The sequence below is a fragment of the Sphingopyxis fribergensis genome, assembly GCF_000803645.1.
GTDB classification, from domain to species: domain Bacteria; phylum Pseudomonadota; class Alphaproteobacteria; order Sphingomonadales; family Sphingomonadaceae; genus Sphingopyxis; species Sphingopyxis fribergensis.
The window spans coordinates 3490514-3507162 of the sequence record NZ_CP009122.1 but is presented as its reverse complement, the minus strand read 5'-3'; the positions used below and the strand labels follow the sequence as shown (position 1 = coordinate 3507162).

Here is a 16649-nt window from a genome sequence, read left to right as displayed (position 1 = left end):
GGCCGCTGGTTCCACAGATTCCATTTTTTGCGACGAACGCGTTGCCAATAAATCACACCGGCCCTAAGCAGCGGCATGTGAGGGGTCACATTTTGCCCGGCCTGTAGCCGGTCAACAGGAGGTGGCCAGTTGCTTTCCGTTACCTATGTGAGTGTCGCTGATCCGTTGATTGGTGACGATGATATTGCGGCGATCCTGGTATCGGCCTGCCGCAACAACGCGCGCGACGAACTGACCGGCGCGCTCGTTTATAATGGGCATAACTTCCTTCAACTTCTGGAAGGGCCGGACGAAAAGGTCGAAGCCTGCCTTGCCGCCATCCGCAGCGACCCGCGGCATGACGGCATGACCGAAGTGCGCCGGCGTACCGTCGAGACCCGCGATTTCGGCGAATGGGCGATGCTGTACGATCCGCGTTTCGAATGGCAGGACGAGGGTCTGGCGCGCCTTGCGGCCAACGGCCGGATCGATGCTGCGGACGAAAGGATGTTCGCCAACTTCATCGCACTTGGACGCCGTCCAATTGCCCGCTGACCGGCGGCGCGCTTGCAATGCAAGGTCGAAGCGCTAAGCCGGTTGAGATATGATCGAACATTGCCAGGCAAAGGCTTTTTTATCAGCGACGTAATAAATCAACCGCTCGACGACGCGAGCTTCAAGCGCGAACTGGCGGCGATGCTGCCGCACCTTCGAGCGTTCGGGCGCAGCCTGACCGGCAACGCCGACCTGGCCGACGATCTGGTACAGGAAACGATGTTGAAGGCGTGGAAGGCGCGCGCACAATATGTGCCCGGCCCCTCCAGCATGAAGAGCTGGGCGTTCGTCATCCTGCGCAACTGTTTCCTGTCGCAGATGCGGCGCAAGAAATTCACCGCCGAATATGACGAGCTTGCCGCCGAACGGCTGCTCATCGCGCCCGACGATCAGGACGACAATCTGCACCTCGCCGACGTGCAGCGCGCGCTGCTGATGCTTCCCGTCGACCAGCGCGAGGCGCTGGTGCTGATCGGCGCGGGGCAGCTGTCTTACGAGGAGGGCGCGGCGATCTGCGGCTGCGCCGTCGGCACGATGAAAAGCCGCGTGTCGCGCGGCCGCGCAGCGTTGCAGACGATCCTGGAAAGCGGCGAAATGCCGCGGCGCAGCGCCGACCTGATGCCGTCGAGCGAAGCGTTCCGGACGATCATGGACAATGTCGACCAGTTGACCGCGAACGGCCCCGCGGGGGATTAGGAACTCCTCTTAGGCCGCGAGCTGCGGCGTAAAGAGAAGGCTCTGGCTGATCGCCGCGCGTACGGTGTTTTCGCGGAACGGCTTCGATATCAGAAAGGTCGGCTCGACACGGCCGCCAGTGAGCAGCCTTTCGGGAAACGCCGTGATGAAGATCGCGGGCACCGGGGCGATCGCCAAAATATCCTGCACCGCATCGATTCCGGAGGAACCGTCGGCCAGCTGGATGTCGGCCAGGACAAGGCCGGCGTCGGTCGCCTCGAACGCCGCAACCGCATCCTCATGCGTCGTCGCGATTCCCGCAACGCTGTGGCCGAGGTCGCGGACGATCTGTTCGAGTTCCATCGCGATCAGCGGCTCGTCCTCGATGATCAGAACCGAGGTCCGCGATTCGCGGTCGAGTTCGCCGACCGCATCGGCGAGCAGCGTTTCGACGGTTTCGCCGTCGGTGCCGGTGATCAACCCGGCCTCCTCGACCGAAAACCCCTCGAGCGCGGTGAGCAGCAGGATCTGCCGACCGAGCGGAGTGATCTGGACAAGGCGTTGGTGGGCGGCGCGAACGAGCGGGTGTTCGCCTTCGTCGGCGTCTTCGCCTTCGTCGATATAGGCGCTTTCCCAGATACGATGGAAATTGCGGTATAGGTCGATCCGGGTGCCGTCGCCGCTGTGGAATTCATCGGGTGCCGCGACGATCACTTCCAGCGTGGTATGCACGAAATTGTCGCCATGTTGCTGGCTGCCCGTCAACGCGCGCGCGTAGCGGCGCAGAAAGGGAAGATGTCCGCGAAGCTCTTCACCCAATGTCATTCAAAGTCCTCCCTCATGTGCCCGACATACGCATTCCTGGCTGTGCCGGTTCCGCGATACCGAGTCAAAAGATGCGTGATCGCCGCCTGCAACTTGTCCCGTCGCGGTGCGTAGAGTCAGCCGGGACGCACAGAAGGCGTCGGTAAGTGAGTGGAATTACTCCACTTTTGCTTTCCGGCGGGAACAGACTTTTTTAGGGACCATATTCATGGCAGAGCGGCCCACAGCATCGAAAGGCAACGAGGGGCAAGATTTGTCGGACGGAAGTCATACAGGTCCGGACCAGGTCGAGCGCCTGCGTCTCGACACGCTTCGCGAATATCGGATCATGGACACCGATCCGGAACCGGCGTTCGATCGGGTCACCAAGATGGTCGCCGACCTTTACGATGCGCCGATTGCGTTGGTCTCGCTCGTCGACGATTGCCGACAATGGTTCAAATCCTCCTATGGGCTCGAAGTGGCCGAAACGCCTCGCGAGATGAGCTTTTGCCAATATGTCATAGCTGAGGATCGCCCCGTCGTGATCGTCGACGTTTTCGGTGATGAGCGCTTTCGGGATAACCCGCTGGTCACCGGCGATCCATTTATTCGATTTTATGCCGGGGTGCCGCTGCGCGCGTATAATGGCGCCATCCTTGGAACATTATGCGTGATCGATCGCAAGGAACGCGGCGGCCTCGACGATCGGGATATCGGACGCCTTGAGGATTTTGCTGCGATTATCATGGCCGAGGCCGATCTGCGCCGGATCGGCGCCGAACGCGACGAGGCGCGACGGACGTTAGAGCGTGCGCTCGATTTTTCGGCTATTGCCGCCTGGCGCTACGATAGCCGGACGAGTGCGCTGCAATGGCGGGGGGCGGCGGCGGAATTGTGGGGAAGCGATTTTGAAACAGCGCTGACAAACAGTGATGCGGTGTTCGCTCGCATCCATCCCGACGACCTTGCCATGGTGCGGGAAGCGCTCGCTGAATCGGTCGCTTCGGCCGCGCCTTACGCCGTCGAGCACCGCGTCCAGCATCCGGAACGCGGCGTCCGGTGGCTTGCAAACCGCGGCGATTGGGACATGCATGCCGACGAAGCGGTCCTGACCGGGGTCAGCATCGACATCACCGAACAGAAAAGCCGGCAGGAAAATGCCAATCTGTTGATGCGCGAATTGCATCACCGGATGCGCAACCTGTTCGCGACGGTCAGCGCGATCATCTCGCTGACCCGTCACGCCGCGCGCGACGTCGACGATTATGTCGAGCGGATCAGCAGCCGATTGGACGCGCTCAACCGCGCGCAAAATGTGCTGCTCGGCGCCAATTTCATGACCGGGTCGATGCACGCGCTAATGCGCGAGGTCGAGGCGGCCTTTCCGCGCATCCGCTGGTCGGGCCCCGATCTTTTGCTGCCCGAAAATGCGCTGGTCGCGATGGCTTTGGTGTTCAACGAACTTGCGACCAACGCGGTCAAGCATGGCGCGCTGGCGGAGGCCGGCGGGCGGGTCGAGGTCGATTGGTCGCAAGATCCCGAAGGCAGCGAGCCGCGGATGTTCCACCTGACCTGGACCGAAAAGGGCGGCGGGTTGATCGGTCCCCCCGAACGCACCAGTTTCGGGACGCTGCTGATGGAGCGCAGCGTGCGTAACAATCTGGGCGGCACGATCGAGCGGCATTGGGAGCCGACGGGGCTGGTGTGCGAAATTGCGCTGCCCGCCAAATGGCGCGAGGCGTAAAGGCGGCCAAATTTTGTCGCGTAAACGCGACGGGCCGATTTGTTCTTGCTATGTTCCCGTGCTAGGCATGGGTCATGTCCGCCAAACCGATTCTGGAAAAGCTGAGCATACTCGCCGATGCGGCAAAATATGACGCGTCTTGCGCGTCGTCGGGGACGGTGAAACGCGATTCGGTGGCGAGCAAGGGCATCGGTTCGACCGAGGGTATGGGCATCTGCCACAGCTATGCCCCCGACGGGCGCTGCATTTCGCTGCTGAAAATCCTGCTCACTAATTTTTGCGTTTACGATTGCCGTTTCTGCATCAATCGCGCGTCGAGCAATGTCGAGCGTGCGCGCTTCAGTCCGCAGGAGGTCGTCACGCTGACGCTCGATTTCTACAAGCGTAATTATATCGAAGGGTTGTTCCTTTCGTCGGGGATCATCCGCTCCGAAGATTATACGATGGAGCAGTTGGTCGAGGTCGCGCGCATCCTTCGCGAGGAACATCGTTTTGGCGGCTATATCCATCTGAAGACGATCGCGGGGGCCGATCCCGCGCTGATCGCGCTCGCCGGGCTTTATGCCGATCGCCTCTCGACCAATGTCGAGCTGCCAACCGAGGCGGGGCTGTCGAGCTTCGCGCCCGAGAAAAAGCCCGAGACGATCCGCAAGACGATGGCGTCGGTGCGCGTCGGCGCCGAGGAGGCGATCGACGCTGCGAAGAGCCGGCTGATCGGCAAGGCGATGCCGCCGCGCTTCGCGCCCGCGGGGCAATCGACGCAGATGATCGTCGGGGCCGATGCGTCGCGCGACGACGATATATTGAAGACCGCGACCAACCTCTATTCGGGCTATCAGCTGCGCCGCGTCTATTATTCGGCATACAGTCCGATCCCCGACGCGAGCAGCGACCTGCCGCCGGTGCGCCCGCCGTTGATGCGCGAGCATCGGCTGTATCAGGCCGACTGGCTGCTGCGTTTCTACGGCTTCGAGCGCGCCGAGATCATGGAGGGGGCGAGCGGGGGGATGCTCGACCTTTCCATCGATCCCAAGCTCGCGTGGGCGCTGATGCGGCGCGAGGCGTTCCCGGTCGACATCAATCGCGCGCCGCGCGAATTGCTGCTCCGCGTACCGGGGCTGGGAACGAAGGCGGTCGACCGGATCGTCGCGGCGCGGCGGCTCGGCAAGCTGCGTCTGGGCGATCTCGCGAAGCTGACCGCGTCGGTGAAGAAGGTCTTGCCGTTTATCGTCACGCTGGATTGGCGGCCGGGGAAGCTCACCGACAGCGCCGACCTGCGCGCCCGTTTCGCGCCGCCGGCGGAGCAACTGGCGCTCGCGCTGTGAGGGAGGTCGTGCTGGCCCATCCCGGCGATTTCGCCGAGTGGCGGAGCGCGGCGCGGGGCTTGCTCGCGGGCGGGGTGGCGCCCGAGGATGTGAGCTGGCGGGGGAGCGAGCAGGGCGCGTCGCTGTTCGGCGACGAGACGGTGGCGGCGCCTGCGGCCGCCGTGTCGCTGCCGCGCGAATTGCTCGAAATCGCCGAGCGGGTGATCTGCCACCGCGACGCCGAAGTTCCGGCGCGGCTCTACCGCATCGTCTGGCGCGCGGCGCGCGACCGGCAGTTGCTCGCGCGGACGACCGATGCCGATGTCGACTGGCTCCGCAAGGCCGACAAGGCGATCCGCCGCGATGTGCACAAGATGCACGCTTTTGTGCGCTTTCGGCGGCTCGGTGAAGAGGCGGGGCGCGAGAGTTTCGCCGCGTGGTTCGAGCCGACGCATCGCATCCTGCGGCTCACCGCACCCTTCTTTCAGCGCCGCTTCTACGGCATGGACTGGGCGATCGTGACCCCCGACGCGCGGGCGATCTGGCAGAACGAAACGCTGAGCTACGGCGCCGGGGGGACGAAGGACGAGGTGCCCGACAGCGACATCGTCGAAGATCAATGGCGCACCTATTATGGCGCCATCTTCAATCCCGCGCGGGTCAAGGTCGACGCGATGCGCGCCGAGATGCCCAAGAAATATTGGAAGAACCTGCCCGAGGCGCAGGATATCGCGCCGCTGCTTGCGGGCGCCGAAGCGCGGGTGGAACGCATGCGCGAAGCGGCCGTTTCCTTGGCGAACCCTTTGACCGACAAATGGCGGACGCGCGTGCCCGACGAATTGCTTCTCGATGACGATGTGAGGACGCTGGAGGAGCTGGCGCGCGCGGTCGATCGCTGCACGCGTTGTCCACTCTATTGCAATGCGACGCAGGCGGTGGCTGGCGAGGGGCCGGAACAGGCGCGCATCATGGTCGTCGGCGAGCAGCCGGGCGATCAGGAAGATTTGCAGGGGCGCCCGTTCGTGGGGCCGGCGGGACAGGTGCTGAACGAGGCGCTGGAGGAAGCGGGGCTCGACCGGACGCGGCTTTTCCTCACCAACGCGGTCAAGCATTTCAAATTCGAGCCGCGCGGCAAAAGGCGGCTGCACCAGAATCCGACGACGGGCGAGATCGATATGTGCCGCTGGTGGCTCGACAAGGAGCGCGCGTTTGTTCAGCCCGACCTGATCGTGACGCTGGGCGGGAGCGCCTTGCGCGGGGTCACGGGCAAGAGCGCCAGCATTAAGTCGATGCGCGGTACGGTGCACGAACTGGAAGGGGGGACGAAGCTGATCGCGACGATCCACCCGTCCTTCCTGCTGCGCCTGCCCGATCGGACACGCGCCGCCGAGGAGCGCAAGGCGTTCGTCGCCGACCTGATCCGCGCGCGGAAACTCGCCGCCTGATGGCGAAGGCCAAGACCTGGATCGAGCCGCACCCAAGCGGCATCTATGTGAAACCCGCCGACCTGTGGATCGATCCGTCGCGCCCGGTCGAGCGCGCTGCGGTGACGCACGGTCATGCCGATCATGCGCGCAGCGGGCATGGCGCGGTGTTCGCGACGCCCGAGACGCTGGCGATCATGGCGCTGCGTTATGGCGTCGATGTCGAGGCGAGCCATAATCAGGCGTTTTTTTATGGGGATGGGTTCGAGCGCGGCGGGGTGCGCTTCAGCTTTCATCCCGCGGGGCACGTGCTCGGCAGCGCGCAGATCTTGATGGAGTATCAGGGCGAGCGGATCGTCGTTACCGGCGATTACAAGCGCCGCGCCGACCCGACCTGCGAGCCCTTCGAGGTCGTGCCGTGCGATATCTTCATCACCGAGGCGACCTTCGGTCTGCCCGTATTCCGCCACCCGCCGACCGCCGACGAGATCGCCAAGCTGATCGGCGCGGTGCGCGCCGAGCCCGATCGATCGGTGCTCGTCGGCGCTTATGCGCTCGGCAAGGCGCAGCGCGTGATCGCCGAATTGCGCGGCGCGGGGTGGGATGCGCCGATCTATATCCACGGCGCGCTTGAACGCATGTGCCAGCTTTATGCCGTACACGGCGTCGATCTTGGCGAACTGCGGCTCGTGTCGGAAACCGACAAGGCCGAGATGGCGGGGCAGATTGTCCTCGCACCGCCCTCGGCGCTCAACGATCGCTGGTCGCGGCGGCTGCCCGATCCGGTGACCGCGATGGCGTCGGGGTGGATGCGCGTGCGCCAGCGCGCGCGGCAACGGATGGTCGAATTGCCGCTCGTCATTTCGGACCATGCCGACTGGGACGAGCTGACGACGACGATTTCGGAGGTGAACCCGAAAGAGAGCTGGATCACCCACGGCAGCGAGGACGGCCTGCTGCGCTGGTGCGAACTGCATCAGCGCAAAGCGCGCGCGCTGCACCTTGTCGGCCGCGACCTGGAGGAAGAGGCGTGAAGCGCTTCGCGGCCCTGATCGACCGGCTGATCTACACGCGTTCGCGCAACAGTAAGCTGGCGCTGATCGTCGATTATTTGCGGCATACGCCCGATCCAGATCGCGGCTGGGCGATTGCGGCGCTGACCGAGAGCCTCGATTTCCCGGCGGTGAAGGCGGGAACGGTGCGGACCTTACTTGCGACACGGGTCGATGAGGAATTGTTCCGTCTATCGCGGCATTTCGTCGGCGATACGGCGGAGACGGCGGCGTTGCTGTGGCCGGATGCGCCGGGGGCGAAAGCCGACCTCAGCGTATCGGCCGCGGTCGATGCGCTCGCCGCCGCCAGCCGCAGCGACGCCCCGGCAGTCGTCGCTTCACTGCTCGACCGCCTCGATGCCGACGGGCGTTATGCGCTGCTCAAGCTCGCGCTCGGCGGGATGCGCGTCGGCGTGTCGGCGCGGCTTGCGAAACAGGCGTTCGCGCAGACGTTCGACGTGCCGGTCGACGATGTCGAGGAGCTGTGGCACGCGATCCCGCCGCCCTATGCGCCGCTCTTTGCGTGGGGCGAGGGCAGGGCCGAGAGGCCCGACCTGAAAGACGTTGCCTTCTTCCGCCCCTTCATGCTCGCGCATCCGCTCGGCGACGGAACGGTCGACCTCGCCGACTATGCCGCCGAGTGGAAATGGGACGGCATTCGCGTCCAGATCGTCCATGGCGGCGGCGAGACGCGGATATATAGCCGCGGCGGCGAGGAGATCAGCGGCGCATTTCCCGAACTGGTCGCGGCGTTCGATCAGGAAGCGGTGATCGACGGCGAACTGCTCGTGCGCGGTGAGGTGCAGGGCGGCGAGGCGGCGAGCTTCAACGCGTTGCAGCAGCGACTTGGGCGCAAGACCGTGTCGAAGAAGATGCTCGCCGATTATCCCGCGTTCGTACGCGTCTACGACTTGCTCGCGGTCGACGGCAACGATTTGCGCTCGCTGCCGTGGACCGAACGGCGGCGGCAGCTTGAAGCCTTCGTCCCGCGCCTTGCCGACAGCCATTTCGACTTGTCGCAAGTGATCGACGCCAGCGATTTCGATGACCTCGCCGAGCGCCGCGCGGGTGCGCGCGATGCGGCGATCGAGGGGGTGATGCTCAAGCGCCGCGATGCGCCCTATGTGGCGGGGCGGCGCGCGGGGCTTTGGTATAAATGGAAACGCGACCCGCTCACTGCCGATTGCGTGATGATGTATGCGCAGCGCGGCAACGGCCGCCGCGCGAGTTTCTATTCGGACTATACCTTCGGCTGCTGGTCTGATGCGGGTGAATTGCTACCTGTGGGCAAGGCCTATTCGGGCTTCACCGACGAGGAATTAAAGTGGCTCGACAAATTCGTCCGCGACAACACGCTGAACCGTTTCGGCCCCGTGCGCGAGGTCGAAAAGTCGCTCGTGCTCGAGGTCGCGTTCGATTCGATCCACGCGTCCAAGCGCCACAAGTCAGGGCTCGCAATGCGCTTCCCGCGCATATCGCGCATCCGCCGCGACAAGCCCGCCGAGGAAGCCGACCGGATCGCGGCGCTGCAAGCGATGGTAACTTAACTTGCCCTGTCTCGTCATCCCGGATCAAGTCCGGGATGACGAAGGTGGAGACGCCGGCTCGAACTGACGAGGATTGTAAAGCCGCCGGTTAGACGGAGAAAAATTCCCTGTCACAGGGTTGCAACCACGCGCCCCAATACCGAGTTTAAGGCCGCAAACCCCTCGATAAAAAAATGGAGACTGCCATGACGATCGCCCATCCTCCCCTGCCTTATGCCCAGGACGCACTCGAGCCGCATATCTCGGCCGACACGCTGGCGACGCACCATGGCAAGCATCACAAGGCCTATGTCGACAAGACCAACGCCGCGATCGAGGGCACCGAGCTGGCGTCGAAGCCGCTTGAAGAAATCGTCCACCATGCCGAAGGGTCGGGCAACAAGGGCCTGTTCAACAATGCCGCGCAGGCGTGGAACCACGCCTTCTATTGGGAGAGCCTGAGCCCGTCGAAGACCGAGCCGAAAGGCGACCTGCTCGCCGCGGTCGAACGCGATTTCGGTTCGCTCGACGATTTGAAGAAGAAGCTCAAGGAAACTGCGGTCAATCATTTCGCGTCGGGCTGGGCGTGGCTCGTCGCCAAGGACGGCAAGCTGTCGGTCACCGACACGCACGACGCGGGCACCGAACTCGTCGCGGGCATCAAGCCGATCCTCGTGATCGACGTGTGGGAACATGCCTATTATATCGACCGCAAGAATCTGCGCCCGGCCTATGTCGACGCGGTGGTCGACGAGCTGCTCAACTGGGACTTCGCGGCGGAGAATCTCGCGCGCGAGGCGACCTGGACCTATCCGGCGTAATTTTCCCATGAAGAAGACCGTGTGTCCCCGCGAAGGCGGGGACCCATCTCCTGTGGGCTCCAAATAGCACCGACCGATGATGGGCCCCCGCCTTCGCGGGGGAACACAGATTTTTGGCGGCAGCTATTGGCCGCTATCGTCACGCTGTCTCCTCACCTATAGGGCCGCCATGACGATCAGCCTGTTCGAACTCTTCAAAATCGGTGTCGGTCCCTCCAGCTCGCACACGGTCGGGCCGATGGTCGCGGCGCGGCGCTTCACCGTCTGGCTCGAAGAGGCTGGGCTGCTGACGAAAACCGCGCATGTCGAGGCCGATCTCTACGGCTCGCTCGCGCTGACCGGCAAGGGCCACGCCGCCGACACCGCGATCGTCGCGGGGCTCGCGGGCGAAATCCCCGCATCGACCAGCCTCGCCGCGATCAAGGCGCACTGGGACCGCGCGGAGAGCGAAGGCTTCCTTTACCTGCTCGGCCGCCAGCGCGTGCGCTTCCAGCCCAAGCGCGACCTGCATTTCCAGATGCGCCAGCGCCAGCCGTTCCACAGCAATGCGGTCAGCTTCACCGCGCGCGATGCCGACGGCGAAATCCTCGCCAAGCGGATGTATTTCTCGATCGGCGGCGGCTTCGTCGTCGACGAGGACGAGGCGGGACGCAACAGCCGCGGCGCCGAGGATGAGGTGAGCCTGCCCTTCGCCTTCACCTCGGGCGCCGATTTGCTCGAAATGGGCGCAGCGTCGGGCAAGAGCTTTGCCGAAATGATGCTCGAGAATGAACTCGCGCATCGCAGTCTTGAAGAAGTGAACAACGGGCTCGACGCGATCGCGAGCGCGATGGACGCTTCGATCGACGCGGGCTGCTGCAGCACCGGGATTTTGCCCGGCGGGCTGAAGGTCAAGCGCCGCGCGCCGCAGATCGCCGACGACATCCGCAACCGCCACGAGGCCAATCTCACCGACCCGCTCGCGATGATGGACTGGATCAACCTGTGGGCGATGGCGGTGAACGAAGAGAACGCCGCGGGCGGCAAGGTCGTCACCGCGCCGACCAACGGCGCGGCGGGGATCATCCCCGCGGTGATCCGCTTCTACCGCCGCGGCTATCGCGGCGACGACGCGGGGGTGCGCACCTTCCTGCTCGCCGCGGGCGCGGTCGGCGCCTTGTACAAGCGCAACGCGAGCATCTCGGGCGCCGAGGTCGGCTGCCAGGGCGAGGTCGGCGTCGCCTGCTCGATGGCGGCGGCGGGGCTGACCGCGGCGCTCGGCGGCACCAACGCGCAGGTCGAGAACGCCGCCGAAATCGGCATGGAACACAATCTCGGCCTCACCTGCGATCCGATCGGCGGGCTGGTGCAGATCCCGTGCATCGAACGCAATGCGATGGGGTCGATCAAGGCGATCGACGCCAGCCGCATCGCGATGATCGGCGACGGCACGCATGTCGTCAGCCTCGACACGGTGATCGCGACGATGCTGCAAACGGGCCGCGACATGCGCGACAAATATAAGGAAACGTCGAAGGGCGGGCTGGCGGTCAGCGTGGTGGAGTGTTGAGCGCGACACCTTTTTCCATCGTCACCCCGGACTTGATCCGGGGTCCATTGCGACAACGCAGTCATGGACCCCGGATCAAGTCCGGGGTGACGATGTAGGGAAGGCACCGGCAGATGATGCTTTCCTACATTAGTCCGCTGTGCCAGCCTGTGCTCCCGCTCTTTGACCTCGTCGATATTCGCGCCTCCGCTTAAGGCGACAAAGGAGACAGTTTTGCGCTGTGCGTGCGAGTCTTTTGTCTCCTTAAGGACCGACGACCGAGCCACTAATGCCACAAAGGACACAAATTGCGTGCTCGCATGCGGGGCTTTTGTGGCTTTAAGGTCGGGATCAATCCTCCATGTCGCGAAGCGATGGGGAGGTGGCAGCGCGAAGCGCTGACGGAGGGGCAAGGGACGCGACGGCGCCCCTCCACCACCGCGTGCGGCGGCGGTCCCCCTCGCCACGGCTTCGCCGCAGGGAGGATCACATGCTTGCATTGCCGCCCGCTTTGCCTGATTGGGATCAGCGAGAAGGAGACCCGCCATGAAGACCCGCGCCGCCGTCGCATTCGAAGCGAAAAAGCCGCTTGAGATCGTCGAACTCGACCTCGAAGGCCCGAAGGCGGGCGAGGTGCTGGTCGAGATCATGGCGACGGGCATCTGCCACACCGACGCCTATACGCTCGACGGGTTCGACAGCGAGGGCATCTTCCCGAGCGTGCTCGGCCATGAGGGCGCGGGCGTCGTGCGCGAGGTTGGCGCGGGCGTGACGAGCGTCGTCCCCGGCGACCATGTCATCCCGCTCTACACCCCCGAATGCCGCCAGTGCAAAAGCTGCCTTTCGGGCAAGACCAACCTCTGCACCGCGATCCGCGCGACGCAGGGCAAGGGGCTGATGCCCGACGGCACGACGCGCTTCTCGTACAAGGGCCAGCCGATTTTCCATTATATGGGCTGCTCGACCTTCTCGAACTTCACCGTGCTGCCCGAGATCGCGGTCGCGAAAATCCGCGAGGACGCGCCGTTCCAGTCGAGCTGCTATATCGGCTGCGGCGTGACCACCGGGGTGGGGGCGGTCATCAACACGGCAAAAGTGCAGGTCGGCGACAATGTCGTCATCTTCGGGCTCGGCGGCATCGGGCTCAACGTGATCCAGGGCGCGCGGCTTGCGGGTGCGAACCAGATCATCGGCGTCGACATCAACCCAGACCGCGAGGAATGGGGCCGCAAGTTCGGGATGACCGACTTCCTCAATAGCAAGGGCATGAGCCGCGAGGACACGGTCGCCGCGATCGTGCAGATGACCGATGGCGGCGCCGACTACACCTTCGACGCGACGGGCAATACCGAGGTGATGCGGACGGCACTCGAAGCCTGCCACCGCGGCTGGGGCACCTCGATCATCATCGGCGTCGCCGAGGCGGGCAAGGAAATCGCAACGCGTCCGTTCCAGCTCGTGACCGGGCGCAACTGGCGCGGCACCGCGTTCGGCGGCGCCAAGGGCCGCACCGACGTGCCGAAGATCGTCGACATGTATATGACCGGCAAGATCGAGATCGACCCGATGATCACCCACGTCATGGGGCTGGAGGACATCAACAAGGGGTTCGACCTGATGCACGCGGGGGAAAGCATCAGGAGCGTCGTCGTTTATTGACGTTTCTGTCGTTCGCCCTATCCGCATCGTCATTGCGAGGAGCCGCAGGCGACGCGGCAATCCCCAGATGTCGATCGAGCACGGACGATTGCTGGCGATTGCTTCGCTCCGCTCGCAATGACGGATAGCTATTTGGGCGGGAGCATCGATTTGACCGGACCCTATGTCCTGACCTTCAGCTGCGTCGATGCGGTGGGCATCGTCGCGGCGGTCACCGGGCTGCTGGCGGAGCGCGAAGGCTTCATTCTCGACAGCCAGCAATATGCCGACCTCGATTCGGGGCGTTTCTTCATGCGCGTCGCGTTTCGCGGTGCGGGGCCGCGCTTTCCCGAAGGCCTCGCGGGGGTGCAGGACGCGTTCGCGCCGGTGGTCGAACGCTTCCACATGGATGCGCGGATCAGCGACAGCGCTGCAAAGCCGCGCTTCGTCATCGCCGTGTCGCAGGGCAGCCATTGCCTCAACGACCTGCTCCACCGCTGGTCGACCGGCAATCTCGCGATCGATATCGTCGGCGTCGTGTCGAACCATGAGGCGCAGCGGCGGCTGTCCGAATGGCACGGCGTGCCCTTCCATTATCTGCCCGTCAGCGACGCGAACCGCGCCGACCAGGAAGCCGCGATCCTCGACGTGATGGCGCGCGGCGGCGCCGACTATCTGGTCCTCGCGCGCTATATGCAGGTGTTGTCGCAGGATCTGTCGGCAAAGCTTGCCGGGCGCTGCATCAATATCCACCACAGCTTCCTGCCGGGGTTCAAGGGCGCCAAACCCTATCACCGCGCGCACGATCGCGGGGTCAAGCTGATCGGCGCGACGGCGCATTTCGTGACGAGCGACCTCGACGAAGGGCCGATCATTGAACAGGCGGTCGAGCGCGTCGATCACCGCGACAGCACCGACGATCTGATCCGCATCGGCCGCGATGTCGAGGCGCAGGTGCTGGCGCGGGCGGTGCGCTGGGTCGCCGAACAGCGCGTGCTGATCGACGGGCGCAAGACGGTGGTCTTCCGCTGACAAGGCTGGCAGACGTTCGGTATCGATTCGCAACGAAAAGGGAGAGAGAAATGTTCAGTCACGTCATGGTGGGGGCGAACGACATCGCCGCGTCCAAGAAATTTTACGATGCGCTCTTCGCCGAACTGGGCGGGCCCGAGGGTGTCATCGACCCCAAAGGCCGGCTCTTCTATATGAGCAAGACCGGCATCTTCGCCGTCTCGGTGCCGATCAACGGCGAACCCGCCTGCCATGCCAATGGCGGCACGGTTGGCTTCGCGGTCGAATCGCCCGAACAGGGCGACGCCTGGCACGCCGCGGGCGTCGCCAATGGCGGTACCCCCTGCGAAGACCCGCCGGGCGTTCGCACCAGCGAAATGGGCAGCATGTATCTCGCCTATCTGCGCGATCCCGCCGGCAACAAGATTTGCGCGCTCAAGCGCATGTGATCATGATGCGCGGCGAAGCGGGATTGCTGGCGGACCTTGGTGCACTCGCCATCCCCTTCGCCGCGCACGAGCATGAAGCGGTGTTCACCGTTGCCGAAAGCGACGGAGTGAATGCCGCCATCCCCGGCGCGCATACGAAGAATCTGTTCCTGAAGGATGCGGGCGGGGCGTTCTGGCTCGTCACCGTGCCGTCGGAAGCGCGCGTCGACCTGAAGGCGCTGCCCGCCGCGATCGGATGCAAACGGGTCAGCTTCGCCAAGGCTGACGATATGCGGCGCCTGCTCGGCATCGCGCCGGGATCGGTGACGCCGCTCGCCGCGGTCAATGCGCCGCCGGGGAGCGTTACCGTGGTGCTCGACGCGGTGCTGGCGGCTGCCGACCCGGTCAACGTCCATCCGCTCCGCAACACCGCGACGCTGGGCCTGTCGGGCGCGGCGATCCTCGACCTGCTGCGCCATTGGGGACATGCGCCGCGGGTGGCGGCGATACCGGTCGTCGCGGCCTAGCCGATCACCGGGCCGTTGTCGGTCTGGGCGCGATGCGCGCAGCGACCAGGTCGGCCAACTCGTCCGTCACATGCATCAACCCCCGGTCGCCCCGCGACCGGCTGGCCCAAGCGAGGTGGAGCGGAAAGCCGTCGACGGGCAGCGGCGGCGCATGGACGACGATCCGGTCGTGCAATCCTTCGAGGATCGCGTGTGCGGGCATCATCGCGATGAAATCGGTGGCGAGCAGGATGTCGGGCACCATCATGAAGCTGGGGACGACGATCCCGACACGCCGCCGGTAGCCGAGTGCGCCGAGCCGCGCGTCGAGCGGCGTCCGCGTTGCGCCCGATCCCGACACCACGACATGCGGAAAGGCGAGCCAGGCATCGAGGTCGAACGCCGCCGCGGCGGGATGGCCGCGACGCATCACGACGACATAATGTTCGTCGAGGATATGCTGGCGATCGAGCCCCTCGGCGTCGCGGTCGAAAAGCGACATCGCCAGATGGATGTCGCCGCTGAGCAAGTCGGTATAGGCCTGTTCGGCGCCGCGCCATGAGCGGACGACGAGATCGATTCCCGGTGCGGTCGCCTGAAGGCGGTCGAGCAATTGGGGGAGGAGCAGCGCCGCGATCTGGTCGGCGATCATTATACGGATCGATTGCCGGATCTGATCCAGCGGCACTTCGGGCGGATCGATCAGCGCTTCGACCTCGCCCAGCAGCGTTTTCAGCGGCGCACGAAGCCCTTCGCCGCGCGGCGTGCGGCGCATGACCGCACGACCCCGTTCGAGCAGCGGGTCGTCGAACAATGCGCGGCACCGTTGTAGCGCCGCCGAGACCGCTGGCTGGGTCAGCCCGAGGCGCTGCGCGGCGCGGCTGACATGCGCCTCGTCGAGCAGCGCGTCGAGGATCACCAGCAAGTTGAGGTCGATCGCCCTTAAATTCATTTGGTCGATAATAGACTATATTTAATATAAATTGGAATGATTTTATGTCTGGAACCATGTCCGTCTCATCGAAGCCAAGGAGGCAATCATGAGCAAGACCCTGATATTGATGTTCCATCCCGATCCCGACAAATCGGTTGCCAATGCGGCGCTGGCGCGCGCCGCGGTCGAGGTCGAAGACGTCGAGGTCGTCGACATGGCGGCGCTATTTCCCGATCGCCGGATCGACCTGATGACCGACGGCGCGGTCGAAGCGCAGCGGTTGCTGGGCGCCGACCGGGTCGTCTTCCAATTCCCCGTTCAATGGTACTCGGTGCCGTCGCTGATGAAGGACTGGATCGATGCCGTTTTCACGCGGATGTTTTATGTCTTCGCCGAAACCGAAGGTGACCGGCTCGAAGGCACGCCGTTGATGCTGGCCGCGACCGTTGGAAACACCCCCGAGAACTACCAGCCTGCCGGCAAGATCGCGATCTCGCTCGAGGATATTTTTACGCCGCTTCGCGCCACCGCAATCCGCGCGGGCATGCCCTGGCATCCGCCGCACATCCTCTATTATGCCAATGCTCTGGACGAGGCGCAGCTGGCGGCGGCGGGGCCTGACTATCGGGCGGCGCTGCGGGCGTTCATCGCCGCGACTCCGGCAACGGGCATCGCCGCGGCCGCCGCCTAGCGGTCCACCGGCACAGCGACGGCGGG

The 16649-nt window shown here is 64.5% G+C and carries 16 protein-coding genes; 14 read left to right on the top strand and 2 right to left on the bottom strand.

The genetic code is table 11. The features are described 5' to 3' along the window. Window positions 1-129: 129 nt before the first annotated feature. Together SKP52_RS16270 and SKP52_RS16265 are read left to right on the top strand one after the other, a co-directional pair. Entirely contained in the window at window positions 130-534 is a 405-nt protein-coding gene (locus SKP52_RS16270; RefSeq protein WP_052208421.1) for a BLUF domain-containing protein, read from the top strand. 141 nt (window positions 535-675) lie between these two features. Continuing rightward, window positions 676-1230 (top strand): sigma-70 family RNA polymerase sigma factor, encoded by a 555-nt coding sequence (locus SKP52_RS16265; RefSeq protein WP_407695109.1) that lies wholly within the window; start codon window positions 676-678, stop codon window positions 1228-1230. A 9-nt stretch (window positions 1231-1239) separates the two neighbouring features. Here SKP52_RS16265 and SKP52_RS16260 read toward each other — a convergent pair whose 3' ends face one another. Then, complete coding sequence (locus SKP52_RS16260) at window positions 1240-2034, bottom strand: response regulator (protein ID WP_039576433.1); 795 nt, start codon at window positions 2032-2034, stop codon at window positions 1240-1242. 208 nt (window positions 2035-2242) lie between these two features. Here SKP52_RS16260 and SKP52_RS16255 point away from each other — a divergent pair, with 208 nt between their 5' ends. The 11 genes from SKP52_RS16255 to SKP52_RS16205 all read left to right on the top strand — a co-directional run bounded on the left by SKP52_RS16255 (window position 2243) and on the right by SKP52_RS16205 (window position 15019). Continuing rightward, on the top strand, window positions 2243-3760 hold the full coding sequence (locus tag SKP52_RS16255) for a sensor histidine kinase (protein ID WP_039576431.1): 1518 nt from the start codon (window positions 2243-2245) through the stop codon (window positions 3758-3760). Window positions 3761-3834: 74 nt separating this feature from the next. Then, a complete protein-coding gene (locus SKP52_RS16250) occupies window positions 3835-5085 on the top strand; it encodes a putative DNA modification/repair radical SAM protein (RefSeq protein ID WP_039576429.1) in 1251 nt (416 codons plus the stop codon). An 8-nt stretch (window positions 5086-5093) separates the two neighbouring features. Then, entirely contained in the window at window positions 5094-6509 is a 1416-nt protein-coding gene (locus SKP52_RS16245) for a UdgX family uracil-DNA binding protein (RefSeq protein WP_321164056.1), read from the top strand. Continuing rightward, the gene (locus tag SKP52_RS16240; RefSeq protein WP_039576424.1) at window positions 6509-7522 is read left to right on the top strand and encodes a ligase-associated DNA damage response exonuclease; all 1014 of its coding nucleotides are present in this window, start codon (window positions 6509-6511) and stop codon (window positions 7520-7522) included. The genes SKP52_RS16245 and SKP52_RS16240 overlap by 1 nt, the downstream gene beginning before the upstream one ends. Then, window positions 7519-9087, top strand: coding sequence for a cisplatin damage response ATP-dependent DNA ligase (locus SKP52_RS16235; RefSeq protein ID WP_039576422.1), 1569 nt, complete (start codon window positions 7519-7521; stop codon window positions 9085-9087). Before SKP52_RS16240 ends, SKP52_RS16235 begins: the two co-directional genes overlap by 4 nt. Before the next feature lie 185 nt (window positions 9088-9272). After that, window positions 9273-9887, top strand: a complete 615-nt coding sequence (locus tag SKP52_RS16230; protein WP_039581347.1) for a superoxide dismutase — start codon at window positions 9273-9275, stop codon at window positions 9885-9887. A 169-nt stretch (window positions 9888-10056) separates the two neighbouring features. Next, on the top strand, window positions 10057-11436 hold the full coding sequence (locus SKP52_RS16225; protein WP_039576420.1) for an L-serine ammonia-lyase: 1380 nt from the start codon (window positions 10057-10059) through the stop codon (window positions 11434-11436). Window positions 11437-11961: 525 nt separating this feature from the next. Further along, window positions 11962-13074, top strand: coding sequence for an S-(hydroxymethyl)glutathione dehydrogenase/class III alcohol dehydrogenase (locus SKP52_RS16220; RefSeq protein WP_039576418.1), 1113 nt, complete (start codon window positions 11962-11964; stop codon window positions 13072-13074). A 117-nt stretch (window positions 13075-13191) separates the two neighbouring features. Then, window positions 13192-14085, top strand: a complete 894-nt coding sequence (purU, locus tag SKP52_RS16215) for a formyltetrahydrofolate deformylase (protein WP_039576417.1) — start codon at window positions 13192-13194, stop codon at window positions 14083-14085. A 50-nt stretch (window positions 14086-14135) separates the two neighbouring features. Next, window positions 14136-14513 carry a VOC family protein gene (locus SKP52_RS16210; RefSeq protein ID WP_039576415.1) on the top strand — a complete coding sequence of 126 codons (378 nt, stop codon included), beginning with the start codon at window positions 14136-14138 and terminating at the stop codon, window positions 14511-14513. Between the two features lie 2 nt (window positions 14514-14515). Further along, window positions 14516-15019: a prolyl-tRNA synthetase associated domain-containing protein gene (locus tag SKP52_RS16205; RefSeq protein ID WP_407695108.1), complete on the top strand. Its 504-nt coding sequence runs from the start codon at window positions 14516-14518 to the stop codon at window positions 15017-15019. Between the two features lie 4 nt (window positions 15020-15023). On the opposite strand, the gene SKP52_RS16200 is transcribed toward SKP52_RS16205, so the two are convergent. After that, entirely contained in the window at window positions 15024-15950 is a 927-nt protein-coding gene (locus SKP52_RS16200) for a LysR family transcriptional regulator (RefSeq protein WP_039576413.1), read from the bottom strand. A gap of 88 nt (window positions 15951-16038) precedes the next feature. Between SKP52_RS16200 and SKP52_RS16195 the strand changes: the two genes are divergently transcribed. After that, complete coding sequence (locus SKP52_RS16195; RefSeq protein ID WP_039576411.1) at window positions 16039-16623, top strand: NAD(P)H-dependent oxidoreductase; 585 nt, start codon at window positions 16039-16041, stop codon at window positions 16621-16623. Window positions 16624-16649 lie beyond the last annotated feature (26 nt).